The organism is Serratia sp. TSA_105.2 (assembly GCF_052692115.1).
This window is the reverse complement of sequence record NZ_JBQZFT010000001.1, coordinates 770,245-787,106: the sequence shown is the minus strand read 5'-3', so window position 1 is coordinate 787,106 and position 16,862 is coordinate 770,245. Positions and strand designations below refer to the sequence as shown.

General features: G+C 60.7%; 14 protein-coding genes. 9 read left to right on the top strand and 5 right to left on the bottom strand.

Annotated features, from left to right (window positions below):
- The first annotated feature begins 2 nt into the window (after positions 1–2).
- A complete protein-coding gene (gene blaSRT, locus ACUTSC_RS03505) occupies positions 3–1,139 on the top strand; it encodes an SRT/SST family class C beta-lactamase (RefSeq protein ID WP_197767777.1) in 1,137 nt (378 codons plus the stop codon).
- Positions 1,140–1,165: 26 nt separating this feature from the next.
- On the opposite strand, the gene ACUTSC_RS03500 is transcribed toward blaSRT, so the two are convergent.
- Positions 1,166–2,074: a LysR family transcriptional regulator gene (locus tag ACUTSC_RS03500; RefSeq protein WP_445653091.1), complete on the bottom strand. Its 909-nt coding sequence runs from the start codon at positions 2,072–2,074 to the stop codon at positions 1,166–1,168.
- Between the two features lie 102 nt (positions 2,075–2,176).
- Between ACUTSC_RS03500 and ACUTSC_RS03495 the strand changes: the two genes are divergently transcribed.
- Positions 2,177–3,343, top strand: a complete 1,167-nt coding sequence (locus ACUTSC_RS03495; RefSeq protein ID WP_445653090.1) for a serine hydrolase domain-containing protein — start codon at positions 2,177–2,179, stop codon at positions 3,341–3,343.
- A 40-nt stretch (positions 3,344–3,383) separates the two neighbouring features.
- On the opposite strand, the gene ACUTSC_RS03490 is transcribed toward ACUTSC_RS03495, so the two are convergent.
- Positions 3,384–4,916 (bottom strand): YdgA family protein, encoded by a 1,533-nt coding sequence (locus tag ACUTSC_RS03490; protein WP_445653089.1) that lies wholly within the window; start codon positions 4,914–4,916, stop codon positions 3,384–3,386.
- A 140-nt stretch (positions 4,917–5,056) separates the two neighbouring features.
- Entirely contained in the window at positions 5,057–6,235 is a 1,179-nt protein-coding gene (manA, locus tag ACUTSC_RS03485; RefSeq protein ID WP_197767781.1) for a mannose-6-phosphate isomerase, read from the bottom strand.
- Positions 6,236–6,711: 476 nt separating this feature from the next.
- Between manA and ACUTSC_RS03480 the strand changes: the two genes are divergently transcribed.
- The 4 genes from ACUTSC_RS03480 to ACUTSC_RS03465 all read left to right on the top strand — a co-directional run bounded on the left by ACUTSC_RS03480 (position 6,712) and on the right by ACUTSC_RS03465 (position 9,881).
- Positions 6,712–7,044 carry a hypothetical protein gene (locus tag ACUTSC_RS03480; RefSeq protein ID WP_197767782.1) on the top strand — a complete coding sequence of 111 codons (333 nt, stop codon included), beginning with the start codon at positions 6,712–6,714 and terminating at the stop codon, positions 7,042–7,044.
- Between the two features lie 229 nt (positions 7,045–7,273).
- Complete coding sequence (gene fumC, locus ACUTSC_RS03475; protein WP_060419115.1) at positions 7,274–8,671, top strand: class II fumarate hydratase; 1,398 nt, start codon at positions 7,274–7,276, stop codon at positions 8,669–8,671.
- Between the two features lie 61 nt (positions 8,672–8,732).
- The gene (locus tag ACUTSC_RS03470; protein ID WP_445653088.1) at positions 8,733–9,422 is read left to right on the top strand and encodes a helix-turn-helix transcriptional regulator; all 690 of its coding nucleotides are present in this window, start codon (positions 8,733–8,735) and stop codon (positions 9,420–9,422) included.
- A 90-nt stretch (positions 9,423–9,512) separates the two neighbouring features.
- Positions 9,513–9,881: a VOC family protein gene (locus tag ACUTSC_RS03465; protein ID WP_445653087.1), complete on the top strand. Its 369-nt coding sequence runs from the start codon at positions 9,513–9,515 to the stop codon at positions 9,879–9,881.
- Here the strand turns inward: ACUTSC_RS03465 and tus are convergent.
- Positions 9,871–10,809 (bottom strand): DNA replication terminus site-binding protein, encoded by a 939-nt coding sequence (gene tus, locus ACUTSC_RS03460; protein WP_445653086.1) that lies wholly within the window; start codon positions 10,807–10,809, stop codon positions 9,871–9,873. The genes ACUTSC_RS03465 and tus overlap by 11 nt on opposite strands.
- Before the next feature lie 331 nt (positions 10,810–11,140).
- Here tus and ACUTSC_RS03455 point away from each other — a divergent pair, with 331 nt between their 5' ends.
- Together ACUTSC_RS03455 and ACUTSC_RS03450 are read left to right on the top strand one after the other, a co-directional pair.
- Positions 11,141–12,937, top strand: coding sequence for a glycoside hydrolase family 3 N-terminal domain-containing protein (locus tag ACUTSC_RS03455; protein ID WP_445653085.1), 1,797 nt, complete (start codon positions 11,141–11,143; stop codon positions 12,935–12,937).
- 129 nt (positions 12,938–13,066) lie between these two features.
- Positions 13,067–14,353, top strand: coding sequence for a glycoside hydrolase family 10 protein (locus ACUTSC_RS03450; RefSeq protein ID WP_445653084.1), 1,287 nt, complete (start codon positions 13,067–13,069; stop codon positions 14,351–14,353).
- A gap of 51 nt (positions 14,354–14,404) precedes the next feature.
- Here the strand turns inward: ACUTSC_RS03450 and ACUTSC_RS03445 are convergent, their stop codons facing one another.
- Positions 14,405–15,673, bottom strand: a complete 1,269-nt coding sequence (locus ACUTSC_RS03445) for an MFS transporter (RefSeq protein WP_445653181.1) — start codon at positions 15,671–15,673, stop codon at positions 14,405–14,407.
- 147 nt (positions 15,674–15,820) lie between these two features.
- Between ACUTSC_RS03445 and ACUTSC_RS03440 the strand changes: the two genes are divergently transcribed.
- A complete protein-coding gene (locus ACUTSC_RS03440) occupies positions 15,821–16,711 on the top strand; it encodes a LysR family transcriptional regulator (protein ID WP_047727629.1) in 891 nt (296 codons plus the stop codon).
- Positions 16,712–16,862: the final 151 nt, after the last annotated feature.

Sequence of the window (16,862 nt, the reverse complement as noted above, 5' to 3'; positions counted from 1 at the left end):
TCATGACGAAAATGAACCGCCTGGCGGCCGCGCTGATCGCCGCACTGATCCTGCCGACCGCACAGGCCGCGCAGCAGCAGGATATCGACGCCGTTATTCAGCCGCTGATGAAAAAATACGGTGTGCCGGGCATGGCGATCGCCGTGTCGGTCGACGGCAAACAGCAGATTTACCCGTATGGCGTCGCCTCGAAGCAGACCGGCAAACCGATCACCGAGCAGACGCTGTTCGAGGTAGGCTCGCTGAGCAAAACCTTCACCGCGACGCTGGCGGTCTATGCGCAGCAGCAGGGCAAGCTGTCGTTCAAAGACCCGGCCAGCCGCTACCTGCCCGAGCTGCGCGGCAGCGCCTTCGACGGCGTTAGCCTGCTGAATCTGGCGACGCATACCTCCGGCCTGCCGCTGTTCGTGCCGGACGACGTGACCGACAACGCCCAACTGATGGCGTACTACCGGGCCTGGCAGCCGAAGCACCCGGCGGGCAGCTACCGCGTCTATTCCAACCTCGGCATCGGCATGCTGGGCATGATCGCCGCCAAGAGCCTCGACCAGCCGTTTATCCAGGCGATGGAACAAGGGATGCTGCCGGCGTTGGGCATGAGCCACACCTATGTTCAGGTGCCGGCGGCGCAGATGGCCAACTATGCGCAGGGTTACAGCAAGGACGATAAGCCGGTGCGGGTCAATCCCGGCCCGCTGGACGCCGAGTCTTACGGCATCAAGTCCAACGCCCGCGATCTGATTCGCTATCTGGACGCCAACCTGCAGCAGGTGAAGGTGGCGCAGCCGTGGCGCGACGCGCTGGCCGCGACGCACGTCGGTTATTACAAGGCGGGCGCGTTCACGCAGGATCTGATGTGGGAGAACTACCCGTATCCGGTGAAACTGTCGCGTTTGATCGAAGGCAACAATGCCGGGATGATCATGAACGGCACGCCGGCCACCGCCATCACGCCGCCGCAGCCGGAATTGCGTGCCGGCTGGTATAACAAAACCGGCTCCACCGGTGGTTTCTCCACCTATGCGGTATTTATCCCGGCGAAAAATATCGCCGTGGTGATGCTGGCCAACAAGTGGTTCCCGAACGACGATCGCGTCGAGGCGGCTTACCACATCATCCAGGCGCTGGAGAAGCGCTGACGGTCAGGGGCGCCGGCGAGGCGCCCCTACCATTGATGCTGCCGTTCACGTTGCTCGCGCATGAAATCGATAAAGGCACGCAGCTTGAGCGGCAGATGCCTGCCGGCGGGAAAGTAGATGAAAAACCCCGACGCTTCGCTGGCGTAACCCGGCAGCACTTCCACCAGTTGCCCCTGCGTCAGCTCCTGCAACACCGTGCCCTGAAAACGCTGTGCGATACCCAGGCCCGCCAACGCGGCATCTTTGATCAGCCGATCTTCGTTAAAAATCAAACTGCCGCTGACGTCCAGCGCGCGTTCATCGTCGCCCAGGCTAAAATACCAGGGTTCCAGTTTGCCGCTGCCGGGGAAACGGTAGCGCAGGCAGTGGTGAGCAGGCAGATCGTCCGGCGTGGCCGGAACGCCGCAGCGCGCCAGATAGTCGGGCGAGGCGACCAGCACCCGGCGCTGGCCGTTGTCGATCGGCACGGCGATCATGTCTTTTTGCAGCATGGCGTGCATGCGAATGCCGGCATCGAAACTGCCCAGCACCAGATCGGAAAAGCGGTCTTCGGTAAACAGCTCCAGCTGCACCTCGGGATAGCGCCGTTGAAATTCCGCCAGGTGCGGCATCACCAGCAGCGAGGCGGCCAGCTGCGGCAGCGTGATGCGCAGCAGGCCCGCCGGCTGTGCGCCCAGGGCGCGCACGTCGTCCGCCGCCACGTCGATCTGGCTCATCGCCGGCGACACTTTCTGATAGAACAACCGGCCCTCGTCGCTGAGGCGCACCGAGCGGCTGGTGCGGTGAAATAACCGCACTCCCAGCTGATTCTCCAGCGCCTGAATGTTTTGCGACACCGCCGGCGGCGTGACCCCGAGCTGGCTGGCCGCGCGGGTAAAGTTGCCCAGGCGTGCGACGGCTTCGAAATAGGGCAACAGCTGCAGGAGTGAACTCATCTATCAATAACCTGTGCTTAATGATTCATTAAATTATGCCTTATTTTAATTTATGGCGAACGTTTTAGACTGATTTTACTTTCCATCAGAGAGATGAAAATCATGTCGGCAGAACAACGGGCGTTAACAGAACAGATCGCGGCGATCGATCAACAGGCGATGGCCGAAGGGCGCATCGTGGGTAGCGTAGTGCTGGTGGCGCGGCAGGGCGAGATTTGCTACGCCGGGGCGGCCGGCTATGCCGATCGCGAAGCGCAGCGGCCGATGCGGCGAGAAACGCAGTTCCGGCTGTCGTCGGTCTCCAAACCCTATACCACGCTGGCGGCGCTGCGGCTGATAGAGCAGGGCAAGCTGAGCCTGGACGACGCGGTCAGCGACTGGCTGCCGTGGTTTACCCCGGCGCTCGCCGACGGCTGGCGCCCGACGATCAAGATTCGTCATTTGCTGAGCCATACCGCGGGGCTGGACTACCGGCTGAACCAACCGCCGGCGGGCGTTTATCATCAGTTGGGGATCCAGGACGGCGTGGAGCTGTCGACGCTGACGCTGGAGCAAAACCTGCGGCTGCTGGCGAAGGCGCCGTTGCTGTCGACGCCGGGGGAGCGCTTCAACTATTCGCTGGCGATCGACGTGCTTGGCGCGGTGCTGGAACGGGTGACGGGCATGCCGCTGCCGCAGCTGTTTGTCGAATGGGTGGCGCAGCCGCTGGGGCTCGGCAATACCGCGTTCCATGCGACGGACGCCGCGAACCTGGCGACGCCGTATTACAACACCCCGCAAGGGCCGCAGCGCATGCGTGAAGGCCTGCGGGTGGCGCTGCCGGAGGAGATGGCGGGGGGCGAGGTGTTGTTTTCACCGATGCGGGCGCTCAACGCCGGGGCTTATCCTTCCGGCGGCGCGGGCATGGTCGGCGATGCCGACGATGTGCTGCGGCTGGTGGAGGCATTACGCAGCGGCGGGCAGGGCATTTTGCTGCCGGACACGGTGGCGTTGCTGCGCAGCCCGCACGTGGGCGCGCAGGCGCAAACGCAAGGGCCGGGCTGGGGATTCGGTTTTGGCGGGGCGCTGCTGATGGACGCAGAAGCGGCACAGACGCCGCAGCATGCCGGCACGCTGACCTGGGGCGGGGTTTACGGCCACAGCTGGTTCTTTGATCCACAGGCGCAGCTGAGCGTGGTGATACTGACCAACACCGCGTTTGAAGGCATGTGCGGCCGCTATCCGCAGCAGGTCCGCGATGCGGTTTACGCAGCGGGAATGGGTAAATAAAAAGGGCCCCTCGGGGGCCCTTGATCAGACTTTCAGGCGATTACTGCGCCGGTGCCGGAGCGGGTTCCGCTTCCTGCGCAGGTTCACCGTCTTCCGCCGGGGCGCCCAACATGGCGAACTGACCGATGAACTCCTGCAGCGACATCTTGTTGCCGTTGAGGTCAACCTGGTTGTCGGCATAGTGGAATGTGCTCGCGATCACGCCGTCTTTCTGGGTGGTCAGCTTGAACATCTGGCCCATGGCCGCCAGGCCCTGTACTTGCTGCTGCGCCAGTTTCTGCGCGTCTTCCTCATTGTAACCCTGTAACAGCGCGGTTTTCGCGGTCACTTCGGTGGCCATCGTTTCCGGAATGGTCAGATTGATATCCAGTTTTTTAACCGCCTGCGCGATCAGTTGATCCGGCGATGGTGCCGGGGAGGCGGCCTTGCTCGGATCGGTCAGCGCCAGATCCAGCGTGAAGGTGCTCTCGCCCTTGCTGTTTTTCCAGCTCAGCGGTGCGATGCTGAGGCTCGGGTTGCCTTTCAGCAGCAGCGGCAGGTTCTTTTGCAGCAGTTCGGCGTTTTGCTGCTCATACACGGCCGGATCCAGGTTCTCGCCCTGTTGCAGCAGCGCCATGGTCTGGCGGTTGTAGCTGTCGGCGAAGTCTTTCAGCGCTTTGCCGTCGACGTTGTCGATTTTCAGCGCCAGCTTGCCGGCGCCGAAGTCGTTGCCCTGCACCTTGAGCGCGTCCATGGTGTAGTCGATCTGGCCGCCGATGTTGCTGCTGCCTTGTTCGCCGAACTTGCTCACCAGGTTGAAACCGTCCAGCGCCACGGTATCTTTACCGTCGATCGTCAGTTTGAACTGCTTCAGCGTCATCGTCTGATCGCCGAGCTTCACGCCGAACTTGCTCTCGTTACTGTTGCCCTTCAGGTTGAAGCCCTGGAAGGTGATCTGCTCGTTTTGACCGAATTCGTTCGGGCTGGCGAACACGATATTGTCGCTATTGGCGTCCAGCACGAATTTTTTCAGATCGCTGGACACGTCGGCGTTAATAGTGGCGCCGCTGAATTTCAGTGAAGACTTATCTTTTTGGTAGTCCAGCGGGATGATGTCGATGGCAGACGAGGTGTCCCCGCTGTAAGAGATGCGCGAATCGGCGGTAAACAGCGATTTGCCTTTGGTGGTGTCAAACAGGCCCTTCACCGCCGGGGTATTTTCCAGCTCGGTATGCACCGACGCCATGCTCGGCAGCAGATTGAATTTTTTCAGCTGGGCGAAGGGGAACGGGCCGTGATCGATAGTTTCCAGGAACGCCACTTCTTCACCGGCTTTCAGCGCCGCGTTTTCACTGGTATCCGTGCCGTCGGAACGCAGCACATAACGCACTTTACTGCTGAACAGACCGCGCTGGTAATTTTCATAGCTCAGCTTGACGCCGGCTTTCGGCAGGTAGGCTTTCAGCTGGCCGTTGGCGTTGTCGACGACTTCGCCCATGTGCTGCTCGATCAGTTTCCCGGTGTACCAGGATGCCCCGGTCCATGCTGCGCCAAGAACCACAATGACGCTGACAGCGACTAACGATTTTTTCATAGCTCTGTTTCATCCTTTTTTCTTATCACCCTCCGTTGCGCGGGAGGGGCAAATAGGGGCCGACAAACAACGCCCGCAGGCGTTTAATTGTGGGGGTAGCTCTCGCTTTCAGCAAGCAATTTGCTGAAATTTATCAACGGTTAGGCCAGCTGGTTATAAACCCTGGCGATGCGGCCACTGCCGCTGACGTTGACCGGGGATTCGAAAGCCCCGATAAAGCAGGATTCGCCCGGTTTGAGCGTCAGACGTTGCCCGGATTTTTCCAGCGTCGCTTCGCCGGTGACGCAGAATACGATGGCGGCGCTTCGCTGCGCCAGCGCCTGCGGTGCGGCGGTCAAATCGTGCAGCGAGAAGGCGAAATCCTCCACCGGGATCGGGAAGAACAGCGCGTTGTCACGTTGCTCCGGCTGGGTCAGCAGGCCGGACGCCGGCTGCGGGCGGAACTGCAGATTAGCCAGCAGCTCAGGCACGTCGATGAATTTCGGCGTCAGGCCCGCGCGCAGCACGTTATCCGAGTTGGCCATCACCTCCAGCGCCACGCCTTTCAGGTAAGCGTGCGGCGTTTCGGCATACAGGAACATCGCTTCGCCCGGCGCGAGCTGCACCACGTTCAGCAGCAGCGGTGAGAACAGGCCGCTGTCGTCCGGGTAGAAACCGGCGATAAAGCGCACGGTATCCCAGGGTTCCCCCTGCTGGTTGTTGAGCGCGGCTTTCAGCACGCCGAGCGCCAGCGACTTTTGTTCGCCGCTCATGGTCAACAGGCTGGCGAACAGGGTAGCGAGATGCGCGGTGTCCGGCTGTTGCAGGAAGGCGGCGATGTCGTGGTGTGCGCCGGCAATCGGCTGCAGCAGGGAAACGATATCGGCCAGTTCGCGAAAGCCGTTCATCGCCAGGAACGGCGTCAGGGCAAACACCAGTTCGGGCTTGTGGTTGGGATCTTTATAGTTGCGCTCAGCGGCGCTCAGCGGGATGCCGGCGGCGTTCTCTTTCGCGAAGCCGATCTCGGCCGCCGCTTTGCTCGGGTGGACCTGAATCGACAGCGGTTGATCGGCGCAGAGTACTTTAAACAGGAACGGCAACTCGCCAAAGCGGCTGGCGACGTCGGCGCCCAGCTGTTTTGGCTGGTCTTCATCGATCAGATCGCGCAGCGAACGCAGTTCGCCGTCGTCGCCCGGCACGCGGGAAGGGCTCTTGGGATGGGCGCCCATCCACAGTTCGGCCATCGGCTGATTATCCGGGTTGGCGATGCCGTAAAGGCGGGTCAGCGCATCGTGGCTGCCCCAGGCGTAATTTTGTACCGCGTTGGTCATTTTTTGCATGTCGATAAACATCCTTAGCGTCATTGTCGTACCGGGTGACAATAATTTACTGATTTTATACGGTTAATTGAATCTGTGCCGACAACCATCATACCCCCGCGTCGGCAGGAAAAATCATGGGCGCGATCAACATAACGCCGGATAACGCCGCGCCCGGCAACGGGGCCAAAGTATAGCGTGATAACGATCGGCGCCTCAATTGGCGCGCGGGCCTCAAGGTGGCCCGGAAAACCCGCCGATCGATTATTCTTTGGAACCGCGGGATTATTGCCGATAGCCCGGTTATCCTGCGTCATTATTTATTTTCCAGCATGTCAAAATATGTCGGCTGAATTTATTTTTTACCGTCTGAGCCATTCCCTTATTATTATGTTTGCACAGCGCCGGGCGATCACACGCCGAGCTTAAACCGGCGCGCCAGACCCCTTTACCGTAACGGCTAACGAGTCGATTTAACGAAACAAGAGGTTTGTTGCATGAAAAAACTGTTGTTGCTGTTGGGGCTTTGCACCGGCGCTGCCCAGGCGGCGGTGATTGTCACCTATCCTTACGCCGCGCCGCGTGCCGTGGTGATTGCGCCGGTGCCGATCGTCGTTGCACCCGCGCCGGTCGCGGCTCCCGCTGCGATCGCGCCCGTGGCGCATCCGTTGGCACTCACCGCCGGCGCGGTGGCGACCGGGGCCTATCGGCATAATGAACGGCAGGACGCCTACGACGAGATCAATCATCTGCAGCAGCAACGTATCGATGAACTCAATCATTTACAGGCACAGCGCATCAATAATTTTAATTCGCGTCATCCGCGTTAATGCTACCCACGCTTTTATTCTCCGGGCGCATTACCGGCCGTTTATTTCGCCACGGATTAACCGGCGGAAAATAACCGCGTCGTTAATGGGTAAAAGAGATGAAACGTGCTGTGAGATAACTCTCTTAATGCGAATAGTTATTATGTCACTATACTGGGAGTGCGTGCCGACGAGGGGTAGCGCGTCGGCCTAACCCTACAATTTTAGGAATTATGCTAAGGAGATAATGATGGCAGGCGTTCGTATCGAAAAAGACTCTATGGGCCCCATCGAAGTACCGGCCGACAAGCTGTGGGGCGCGCAGACCCAGCGTTCGTTGGCGCATTTCCGCATTTCCTCCGAAAAGATGCCGACCGCGCTGATCCACGCGCTGGCGTTGACCAAGCGCGCCGCTGCGCAGGTGAACGTGGATCTGGGGCTGCTGCCGGCCGAACGGGGCGCCGCCATCATCAACGCCGCCGACGAAGTGCTGGCGGACAGCCATGCCGACCAGTTTCCGCTGTCCATTTGGCAAACCGGTTCCGGCACCCAGACCAACATGAACATGAATGAAGTGTTGGCCAACCGCGCCAGCGAGCTGCTGGGCGGCGTGCGCGGTGAAGAGCGCAAGGTGCACCCGAACGACGACGTCAATAAAAGCCAGAGCTCCAACGACGTGTTTCCCACCGCGATGCACGTGGCGGCGGTGATTGCACTGCGCGAGCACCTGATCCCCGAGCTGAAAGTGCTGCACAAGACGCTGAGCGACAAGGCCGAAGCCTATCGCGACATCGTCAAAATCGGCCGCACCCACCTGCAGGACGCCACGCCGCTGACCCTGGGGCAGGAGATCTCCGGCTGGGCGGCGATGCTGGCGCACAACCTGAAGCACATCGAAGACAGTATCCCGCACATCGCCGAGCTGGCGCTGGGCGGCACGGCGGTCGGCACCGGCTTGAACACCCACCCGGAGTACGCGGTGCGCGTCGCTAAAGCGCTGGCGGAATTGACCCATCAGCCGTTCGTCACCGCTCCGAACAAGTTCGAAGCGCTGGCGACCTGCGACGCGCTGGTACAAGGGCATGGCGCGCTGAAAGGGCTGGCGGCTTCGCTGATGAAGATCGCCAACGACGTGCGCTGGCTGGCGTCCGGCCCGCGCTGCGGCATCGGCGAGATTTCGATCCCGGAGAACGAACCGGGCAGCTCCATCATGCCGGGCAAGGTCAACCCGACCCAGTGCGAGGCGATGACCATGCTGTGCGCCCAGGTGCTGGGCAATGACGTGGCGGTGAACATCGGCGGCGCTTCCGGCAACTTTGAGCTGAACGTATTCCGCCCGATGGTGATCCACAACTACCTGCAGTCGATTCGCCTGCTGGCCGACGGCATGCAGGGCTTCAACGAGCACTGCGCGGTGGGCATCGAACCGAACCGCGATCGCATCACCCAGCTGCTGAACGAATCGCTGATGCTGGTGACGGCGCTCAATACCCACATCGGCTACGACAAGGCGGCGGAAATCGCCAAGAAAGCGCACAAGGAGGGGCTGACGCTGAAAGCCGCGGCGCTGAAGCTCGGCTACCTGACCGACGCGCAGTTCGACGAGTGGGTGCGGCCGGAAGCGATGGTCGGCAGCATGCAGAAATGATTGATCTGTGAGGCAACCGGGGGCTTACTGAGGTAAGCCCCTTTTTTATGGAGAAATCAAGATGTCGCGCACACAACGTTTACTCGATCTGATGCAGCTGCTGCGCAGCCACCGTTATCCGGTGGCGGGCCATGCGCTGGCGCAAACGCTGGGCATCAGCATGCGCACGCTGTACCGCGATATCGCTACGCTGCAGCAGCAGGGGGCGGAGATCGTCGGCGAGGCGGGCGTCGGCTATGTGCTGCGTCCCGGATTTATGCTGCCGCCGCTGATGTTCTCGCAGGCAGAGACAGAAGCGCTGGTGCTGGGGATGCGCTGGGTCAGCCGCCGCGGCGACAGCCAGCTGGCGAGCGCGGCGGGCCAGGCGCTCGCCAAGATCGCCGACGTGCTGCCGCCGGCGCTGCGGGAGGAGCTGGAGGCCAACACGCTGTTGATCGCGCCGGTTCAGGCGCCGCCGGTGGCGGATGAGATGCGAGTGCTGATCCGTGACACCATCCGCCGCGAGCGCAAGCTGCATATCGACTATCTCGATCTGGCGGGGCAGCGCAGCGAACGCCAGCTGTGGCCCTTTGCGCTGGGCTTTTTCGAACAATTCCAGATGCTGGTCGCCTGGTGCGAGCTGCGCCAGGCGTTTCGCCATTTTCGCCTCGATCGCATTCAGGCCGCTACGCCGTTGGAACAGCGCTATCCGCGCGGCCGGCGGCGGCTGCTGAAAGAGTGGCGCCTCAGCGAGGGCATTGCGGAGCAATAGCGGCACGCTGCTGCCATAAACTGTCAGTCGCACCCCTTAGTCTGTGCCTATCGGGAACCGGCCGGTTCCCATCACCCAGAGGACAGACCGATGACCCTTCCCAGCATGACCCTGCTTTACGTCGACAACCCGCTGAACAGCGCCGCCTTTTATCAACGTTTGCTGGGACAGGCGCCGGTAGAGCTTTCCCCCGGCTTCGCCCTGTTCGTGCTCAACAACGGGTTCAAGCTGGGGATGTGGGCCAAACAGGGGGTAAAACCTGCGGCGACCCTGACCGGCGGCGGCGGTGAACTGGGCTTTTTGTGCCAGGATCCGCAAGAGGTCGAAACGCGCTATAACCAGTGGCGCGAACTCGGGCTGCCGATTGAGCAAACGCCGACCGAGATGGAGTTCGGTTACACCTTCGTGGCGCGAGATCCGGACGGCCATCGCCTGCGGGTGTATGCCCTCAGCGAGTAGCGTCGTCGGTATACAGATGCAGACGCGGCACCAGCAGCCGCAGCGGTCGGGCGTCGGGTTTGTAGCGGTGTTTCACCGCGTCGACGTCGTAGTTGAGCAGCTCGCCAATCTTCGGCACAGTGGCGCCGCTCTCGGCCTGACACAGGGCGATCAGCGGCAGCGGGCAGGGGTGTTGCACCTGTTTTTGCTGCTGCTGATACCACACCCGGGCGATTGGCTGCACTTTGACCGGCCGCTTGATTTTCAGCGTCGCGTGCTGCGGCAGGCGGCTGACGTCGTCTATCTCGCGGCTGACCAGGGCAGCCCACTGTTCACGGCTGTGCGGCGGCACTGCGCGGCCGGCTTTCTGGCTTTTCTCCAACTGCGCCAGGATGTCGTCCCGCTTGACGTTTTTGATGATGTGCTTGTTGGCCCAGCCGAAGCGCACGGAGTCGGGATTGGTCAGGGCGGTGAGGGTGCGATAGGCGCTGAGGGTAATCAGCCCGTGCAGATGGGTGTGCACGAACTCGAAACGCTGCTCCGGCGCCAGGCCGGAATCGACGGTGATAATCTGTTCCAGTTCGCCCTTCAGGCGGTTGATCAGCGCCAGCTGCGTTTGCAGCGCCTGATACTCCGGCTGCTCCACCGCCAGACAGAGGACGCCGGGCAGGCGCACGGCGGCCTTGCTGCTGACATTCTCCCGGTTATGGTGGATGAACAGCCGCTGATAATGCTCCAGCGCCAGATCGCGCGCCGCTTGCCCCACATGCTGTTCGACCGCGATATGCGAGATAGTCTGATGCTCCTGACCTTTTTCAACCTCCGGCAGGCTGAACACCCGCGCCGCCAGCAACCGCAGCGGGGCGATCTGCTGCTGCAGCGCGCCGAGCGCCTGCTCCAGCTCGGTAAAGCAGGCGTTCATCCGGCCAATCACATCGTATCTGCTCATCGCACGCTCCTATATTAGTTACAACATACTATATAAGAGTGACGGGTTGGGGACAACATCGGCCCCTGCGCCGTAAGCAGCTTCACCGGCCACCCGGCTTACCAGCGGAAAATGCGCCATAGCGGCCGCTACGCCAGGGCACGTAATACACCCGATATGCGTAGTGTTTTGATTCATTGATGGATCTTCTCCTGTTTGTTTGTGTTTTGTTTAATCCATTTTCCGATCGCCGTTGTCCAAACGCTGGAACAAACAGAATGGCAGGACGCTATGAGCCCTTGGGGTTATCTTTTCTTCTGTCATTAACGGGTGCTTTAAACGGAGGTTCACTGTGGATATTAAACAGAAAGTCAAAAACATGACGCTGGAAGAGAAGATCGGGCAAAAAATCATGCTGGATTTTCGCTACTGGGATCGGAACGGTAGCAGCAATCAGGATATGACCGTCCCCGATGAAGCCATTGGCAAGCTGATCGCCGATAACCACGTGGGTGGGGTGATCCTGTTCGCCAATAATCTGAAAGACAAGCAGCAGATCAACACGTTGACGGCCTGGTATGCCGCGATGAAAACCCACGCGGGCATTCGTTTGTTTATTGGCACGGATAACGAAGGCGGTAACGTTTTCCGGCTGCCGCGCGGCGACTATGCCTCATTCCCCGGCAATATGGCGCTGGCGGCGGCGATTGAAGGGGGCGCGGATGAACAGCTCGCCGTTGAACAGGGCAAGCTGATGGCTCAGGATATGCGCGCGTTGCATATCAATACCAACTTTGCCCCGGTCGTGGATGTCAACACCAACCCGTTCAACCCGGTGATTAACGTCCGCGCCTTCAGCGATGATAAGAACACCGTTTCTCGTCTGGCAGAGAAAATGGTGGCGGGCATGAAACAAGAGGGGCTGATCACCGCGTATAAACACTTCCCCGGCCATGGCAGCACCTCCACCGACTCGCACACCGGCCTGCCGCGCGTCGATCGCACGCGGGAAGAGGCCTTTGCCATCGATATCGCCCCTTACAAGCAGGCCATCGATCGCTGTGCGGCGCCGGACATGGTGATGACCGCGCATATTCAGTATCCGGCATTGGATAACCGCCAGATCGATACCCGCAGCGGTGAAAAAATCACGGTGCCGGCCACCATGTCACATGAAATCCAAACCCAGATCCTGCGCAATGAATTGGGGTATGCGGGCGTAACGATTTCAGATGCGCTGGATATGGGCGCGATTGCCGAGCATTTCAGCCAGCAAGCGGCGGCTGAAAACGTCTTTGCCGCCGGGGTGGATATTGCCCTGATGCCTGTCAGCATCGCCTCGCCGGCCCAGGCGAGCCTGCTGCCGGATCTGATCCGGTACCTTGCGGACAGGGTGAAAACGGGGCATCTCAGCGAGGTTGATATCGATGCCTCGGTCGAGCGAATTTTGCACCTGAAATTACGCCATGGCCTGATGGGGCATAGCGAGAAACCTTGTTCCAACGACGTTGCGTCCTCAGCGCACAAGCTGGAAAAACGCATCGCCGATCGTTCCATTACCGTGGTTATCAATCGCCACAGCCTGTTGCCGTTAAAGGACAAGGCGCTGCGCTACTTTATTCTGACCCCATGGGGCGAGCAGGCCAACGGCATTGCGCGCGTGATGGCGCAGGAGGGGTATCAGAACGTCGTTGCCGCGAAGGAAACGGAGCTGAGCGACGCCCAGGTCAGGGAACATATTGCCGGCTGTGACGTGTTCCTGCTCGGAACCCTCTCAACCCGCTTTACGCCGGCTGAACAGGATGGGGTCGTTACCTCCGCAACCGGGGCGGGTAATGACAGCAGCCCTTATCCGGGCTGGTTGAAATACGCCGCCGAGCAGGGGAAAAAACGGGTTCACCTCTCACTGCGCGCCCCTTACGATATCGTGAACTATGCCGCAGACGTGGAGGCGGCCGTCGCCACCTATTCCTACTACGGGTATGACAGCGGCGTGTGGCGTGGCCCTTCGATGGTCTCTTTGGCGCAGGTGCTGACGGGCAACATCACACCGCAGGGCAAATTGCCGGTCAACACCTGGCATGACTACGATGTGGAAACCAATACGGGCAAGGTGGCGTTCCCGCGCGGAACGGGGCTGAGCTGGTAATGGGATAAGGACACCGGCGTCGTCTGAACGGGGCGACGCCGGCAGTTTGGTAGCGTTGAGAAAGCGGGCAGTTTCTTGCTCTGCACGCAATGAAATGGGATAACCGTCACTCACGGAAGGAGAACCAAAATGCCGACAGGCGCAACAAAATTAGGCGGATGGCTGTTGATGGCCGCCATGCTGGGCGTAGGCGGATGCGCCAAGCCGCCCGAACCGGAGAAGCCCCCGCAACCGACACCGCCGATAACACCGATGCGGGGCATCTGGCTGGCCACGGTCATTGGCCTGGACTGGCCGCCGGCGGCCTCCCTGAAAGCGGAAACCGCGCAAGAGCGGGTTCGCCTGCAGAAACAGGGGCTGACGGACGCGCTGGACGAAATGATGAAAGCCGGGATTAACGCGGTGTATTTTCAGGTTAAACCGGACGGCACGGCCCTGTGGCGCTCAAACATCTTGCCCTGGTCAGAAGTCTTGACCGGCACCGTGGGCCAGGATCCGGGTTACGATCCGCTGGCCTTTATGCTGCAAGAAGCGCACCGGCGCGGCATCAAAGTGCATGCCTGGCTGAATCCCTATCGGGTTTCTATGAATACCCGCCCACAAACGATTGACGCACTCAATCATACGCTGCAGTCGCCGCCGGCCAGCGTCTATGCGCTGCATCCCGACTGGATTCGTACCGCCAACGAGCGCTTCGTGCTCGATCCCGGTCTGCCCGACGTGCGCAACTGGATCACCGGCGTGGTGGCTGAAATAGTCAAAAACTATGAGGTCGACGGCATTCAGTTTGACGATTATTTCTATTACGAAACGCCGCAATCGCCGCTGGATGATGAAAAGACGTTTCGCGCATACGGGAAAGGATTTGCAGACAAAGCCGCCTGGCGCAGGGACAACACGCTGCAATTGATAAAACAGGTTTCAGCCACCGTCAAAGCATTGAAGCCCGCGGTGGCGTTTGGCGTCAGCCCGGCGGGCGTATGGCGAAACAAGGCAGACGATCCTGCCGGCTCGGCGACGCGGGCCGGGGCGCCATCGTACGATACGGCCTATGCCGATACGCGCCAGTGGGTAAAACTGGGGCTGCTCGACTATATCGCACCGCAGCTGTATTGGCCTTTTGATCGTGAAATTGTCCGCTACGACGTGCTGGCCAACTGGTGGGCAGAGGTGGTGAAGGGCACGCCGGTCCGGCTCTATGCCGGGGTGGCGCTGTATAAAGTGGGTACGCCTGCGGCCAGCGAACCGGCCTGGACCGTCGACGGCGGCGTCCCCGAGCTGAAAAGGCAGCTGGATCTCAACGAGAGCCTGCCGGGGATGGGAGGAACCATCCTGTTCAGGCAGCGTTATCTGACTGAGCCGCAAACGGACCAGGCGGTGGAGTACCTGCGCACCCGCTGGAAAACCGGTCAATAATCTCAGGCACTGGCATGACGAGCCGCGGCAAACCACCGCGGCTTTTTCTTTTCAGACACGGGCCGCTTCCGGCAGGCGTTTCAGGTAATGCACCACCAGCAGCGCCAGCAGCAGCATCAGGCTGATGAACGCCGCCACGCCATTCCAGCCGAAGCTGTGCCAGAACACGCCGCCGAGGGTGCCGGCCACGCTGGATCCAACGTAATAGCAGAACAGATACAGCGACGACGCCTGGCCTTTGGCGCGGCGCGCGCGGCGGCCGATCCAACTGCTGGCCACCGAGTGAGCGGCGAAGAAACCGGCGGTGAACAGCATCATGCCGATAAAGATCGCCGGCACCTGCGGCAGCGCGGTAATCAGAATCCCGATCAGCATAATCACGATCGAGGCCAGCAGCACCGGGCCGCGCCCGAAGCGCGAGGTGAGCGCGCCGGCCTTGGGTGAGCTGTAGGAGCCGGTGAGGTATACCACCGACAGCAGGCCGACAATCGCCTGGCTCAGGTGGTAAGGATCCGCCAGCAGGCGATAGCCGATGTAGTTGAACAGGGTGACGAAGCTGCCCATCAGCAGGAAACCTTCCGCGAACAGCAGCGGCAGGCCCTTATCGTGCCAATGCAGCTTGAAGTTGATCAGCAGGGTGCGCGGGCGCAGCGAGCTGGCGCGAAAATGCCGCGAGGCGGGCAGGATGCGCCAGAACATGCAGGCGGCGGCGAGGGCGAACAGGCCGATGACCCCGAGCGATACGCGCCAGGAGAAGAAGTCGGTCAACACCCCGGTCACCAGGCGGCCGCTCATGCCGCCGATTGAGTTGCCGCTGATGTACAGCCCCATCGAGAAGGCGACGAAGCTGGGATGGATCTCTTCGCTGAGATAGGTCATGCCGACCGCCGCCACGCCGCTCAGCGACAGGCCGATCAGCGCGCGCATCAGCAAGATGCCGTGCCAGCTGGTCATAAAGGCGCAGATCAGCGTGCAGACCGCCGCCAGCAGCAGCGCCACCACCATCACCGACTTGCGGCCGATGGCGTCGGACAGCGGCCCGGTGAACATCAGGCCGATCGCCAGCAGGCCGGTAGAGACCGAAAGCGACAGGCTGCTTTCCGCCGGCGATACGCCGAAATCTTGCGACAGCACCGGCAGGATCGGCTGCACGCAGTAGAGCAGCGCGAAGGTCGCCAGCCCGGCGGAAAACAGCGCCAGCGTCACGCGCATAAACTGCGGCGTGCCGCGTTCGATATAGGGGAGTTTGTTGTTGAGGGTGGAGCGTTTTACTTTTGGCGCAGCGGCCGCGTCATCGTTGGCGGCCAGCGTCGACGGCATCGCGGCCGCAGAACGCACAGGGGTTGTCACAGCGTTTCCTTACCGAACTTCGGGGAGATAAACAGACACTTTACAGATAACAAAATGATAGGGAGCGGCGAATTTTTTGTCTAATATATTAATAATTCAAACTAAGACGTTTTAAATATGAATATCGAATTGAGACACCTGCGTTACTTTATCGCCGTGGCGGAGGAGCTGCATTTTGGCCGCGCCGCCGAACGGCTGCGGATCTCCCAGCCGCCGCTCAGCCAGCAAATCCAGGCGCTGGAAGAGATGGTCGGCGCGCGGCTGCTGGCGCGCAACAACCGCAACGTCAGTTTGACCCAGGCCGGAGAGATGTTCCTCAAAGAAGCCTATCAGGTCCTCGATCAGGTCGGGCGCGCGGCGGAAAAGGCGGCGCGTCTGGATCGCGGCGAGCTGGGGGAAATGACCATCGGCTTTACCTCTTCCGCGCCCTTTATCGGCGTGGTGTCGCGCAGCCTGCGCGCCTTTCGTCAGCAGTCTCCGCAGGTGCATATCAAAATGCGCGAAATCAACACCAAACAGCAGATCGAACCGCTGTTGAACGGTGAGCTGGATCTGGGGGTGATGCGCAACACGCGGCTGCCGGAGGCGCTCCACTATCAGCTGCTGCTGCGCGAACCGCTGGTGGCGGTGGTGCCGGAAGGGCATCCGCTGGCGGAAACGCCCGGCGGCGCGCTGCGTTTCCAACATCTGGCGCAGGAGCCGTTCGTGTTCTTTTCGCGCGAAGTGGGCACCGCGCTGTACGACGAAATTCTGCTGCTGCTCGGCAAGGCCGGCATTACGCCGTATATCACCCAGGAAGTGGGGGAAGCGATGACCATCATCGGGCTGGTTTCCGCCGGGTTGGGGGTGTCGATTTTACCGGCTTCTTTCGCCCGGGTGCGGGTGGACGGAGTGCGCTATTTGCCGCTGGCGGAGCCGGATGCCACCACCGAAGTGTGGCTGGTGCACCACCGTCGGCGGCCGCTGACCGCCGCCGCGCAGGCGCTGATGGCGTTGATGCTGAAATGACGTTGAGCTTGGGCAAATAAAAATCAATTCACGCTGAAATCGCGAGGAATTTGTGCAGCAAATCACATAACGAATCAAATAGTTGACGCTGTATGACAAAAGCCCCACCATAACCCCTAGTCTTTATTTAGAAGCGCGAAAAATAGTAGGA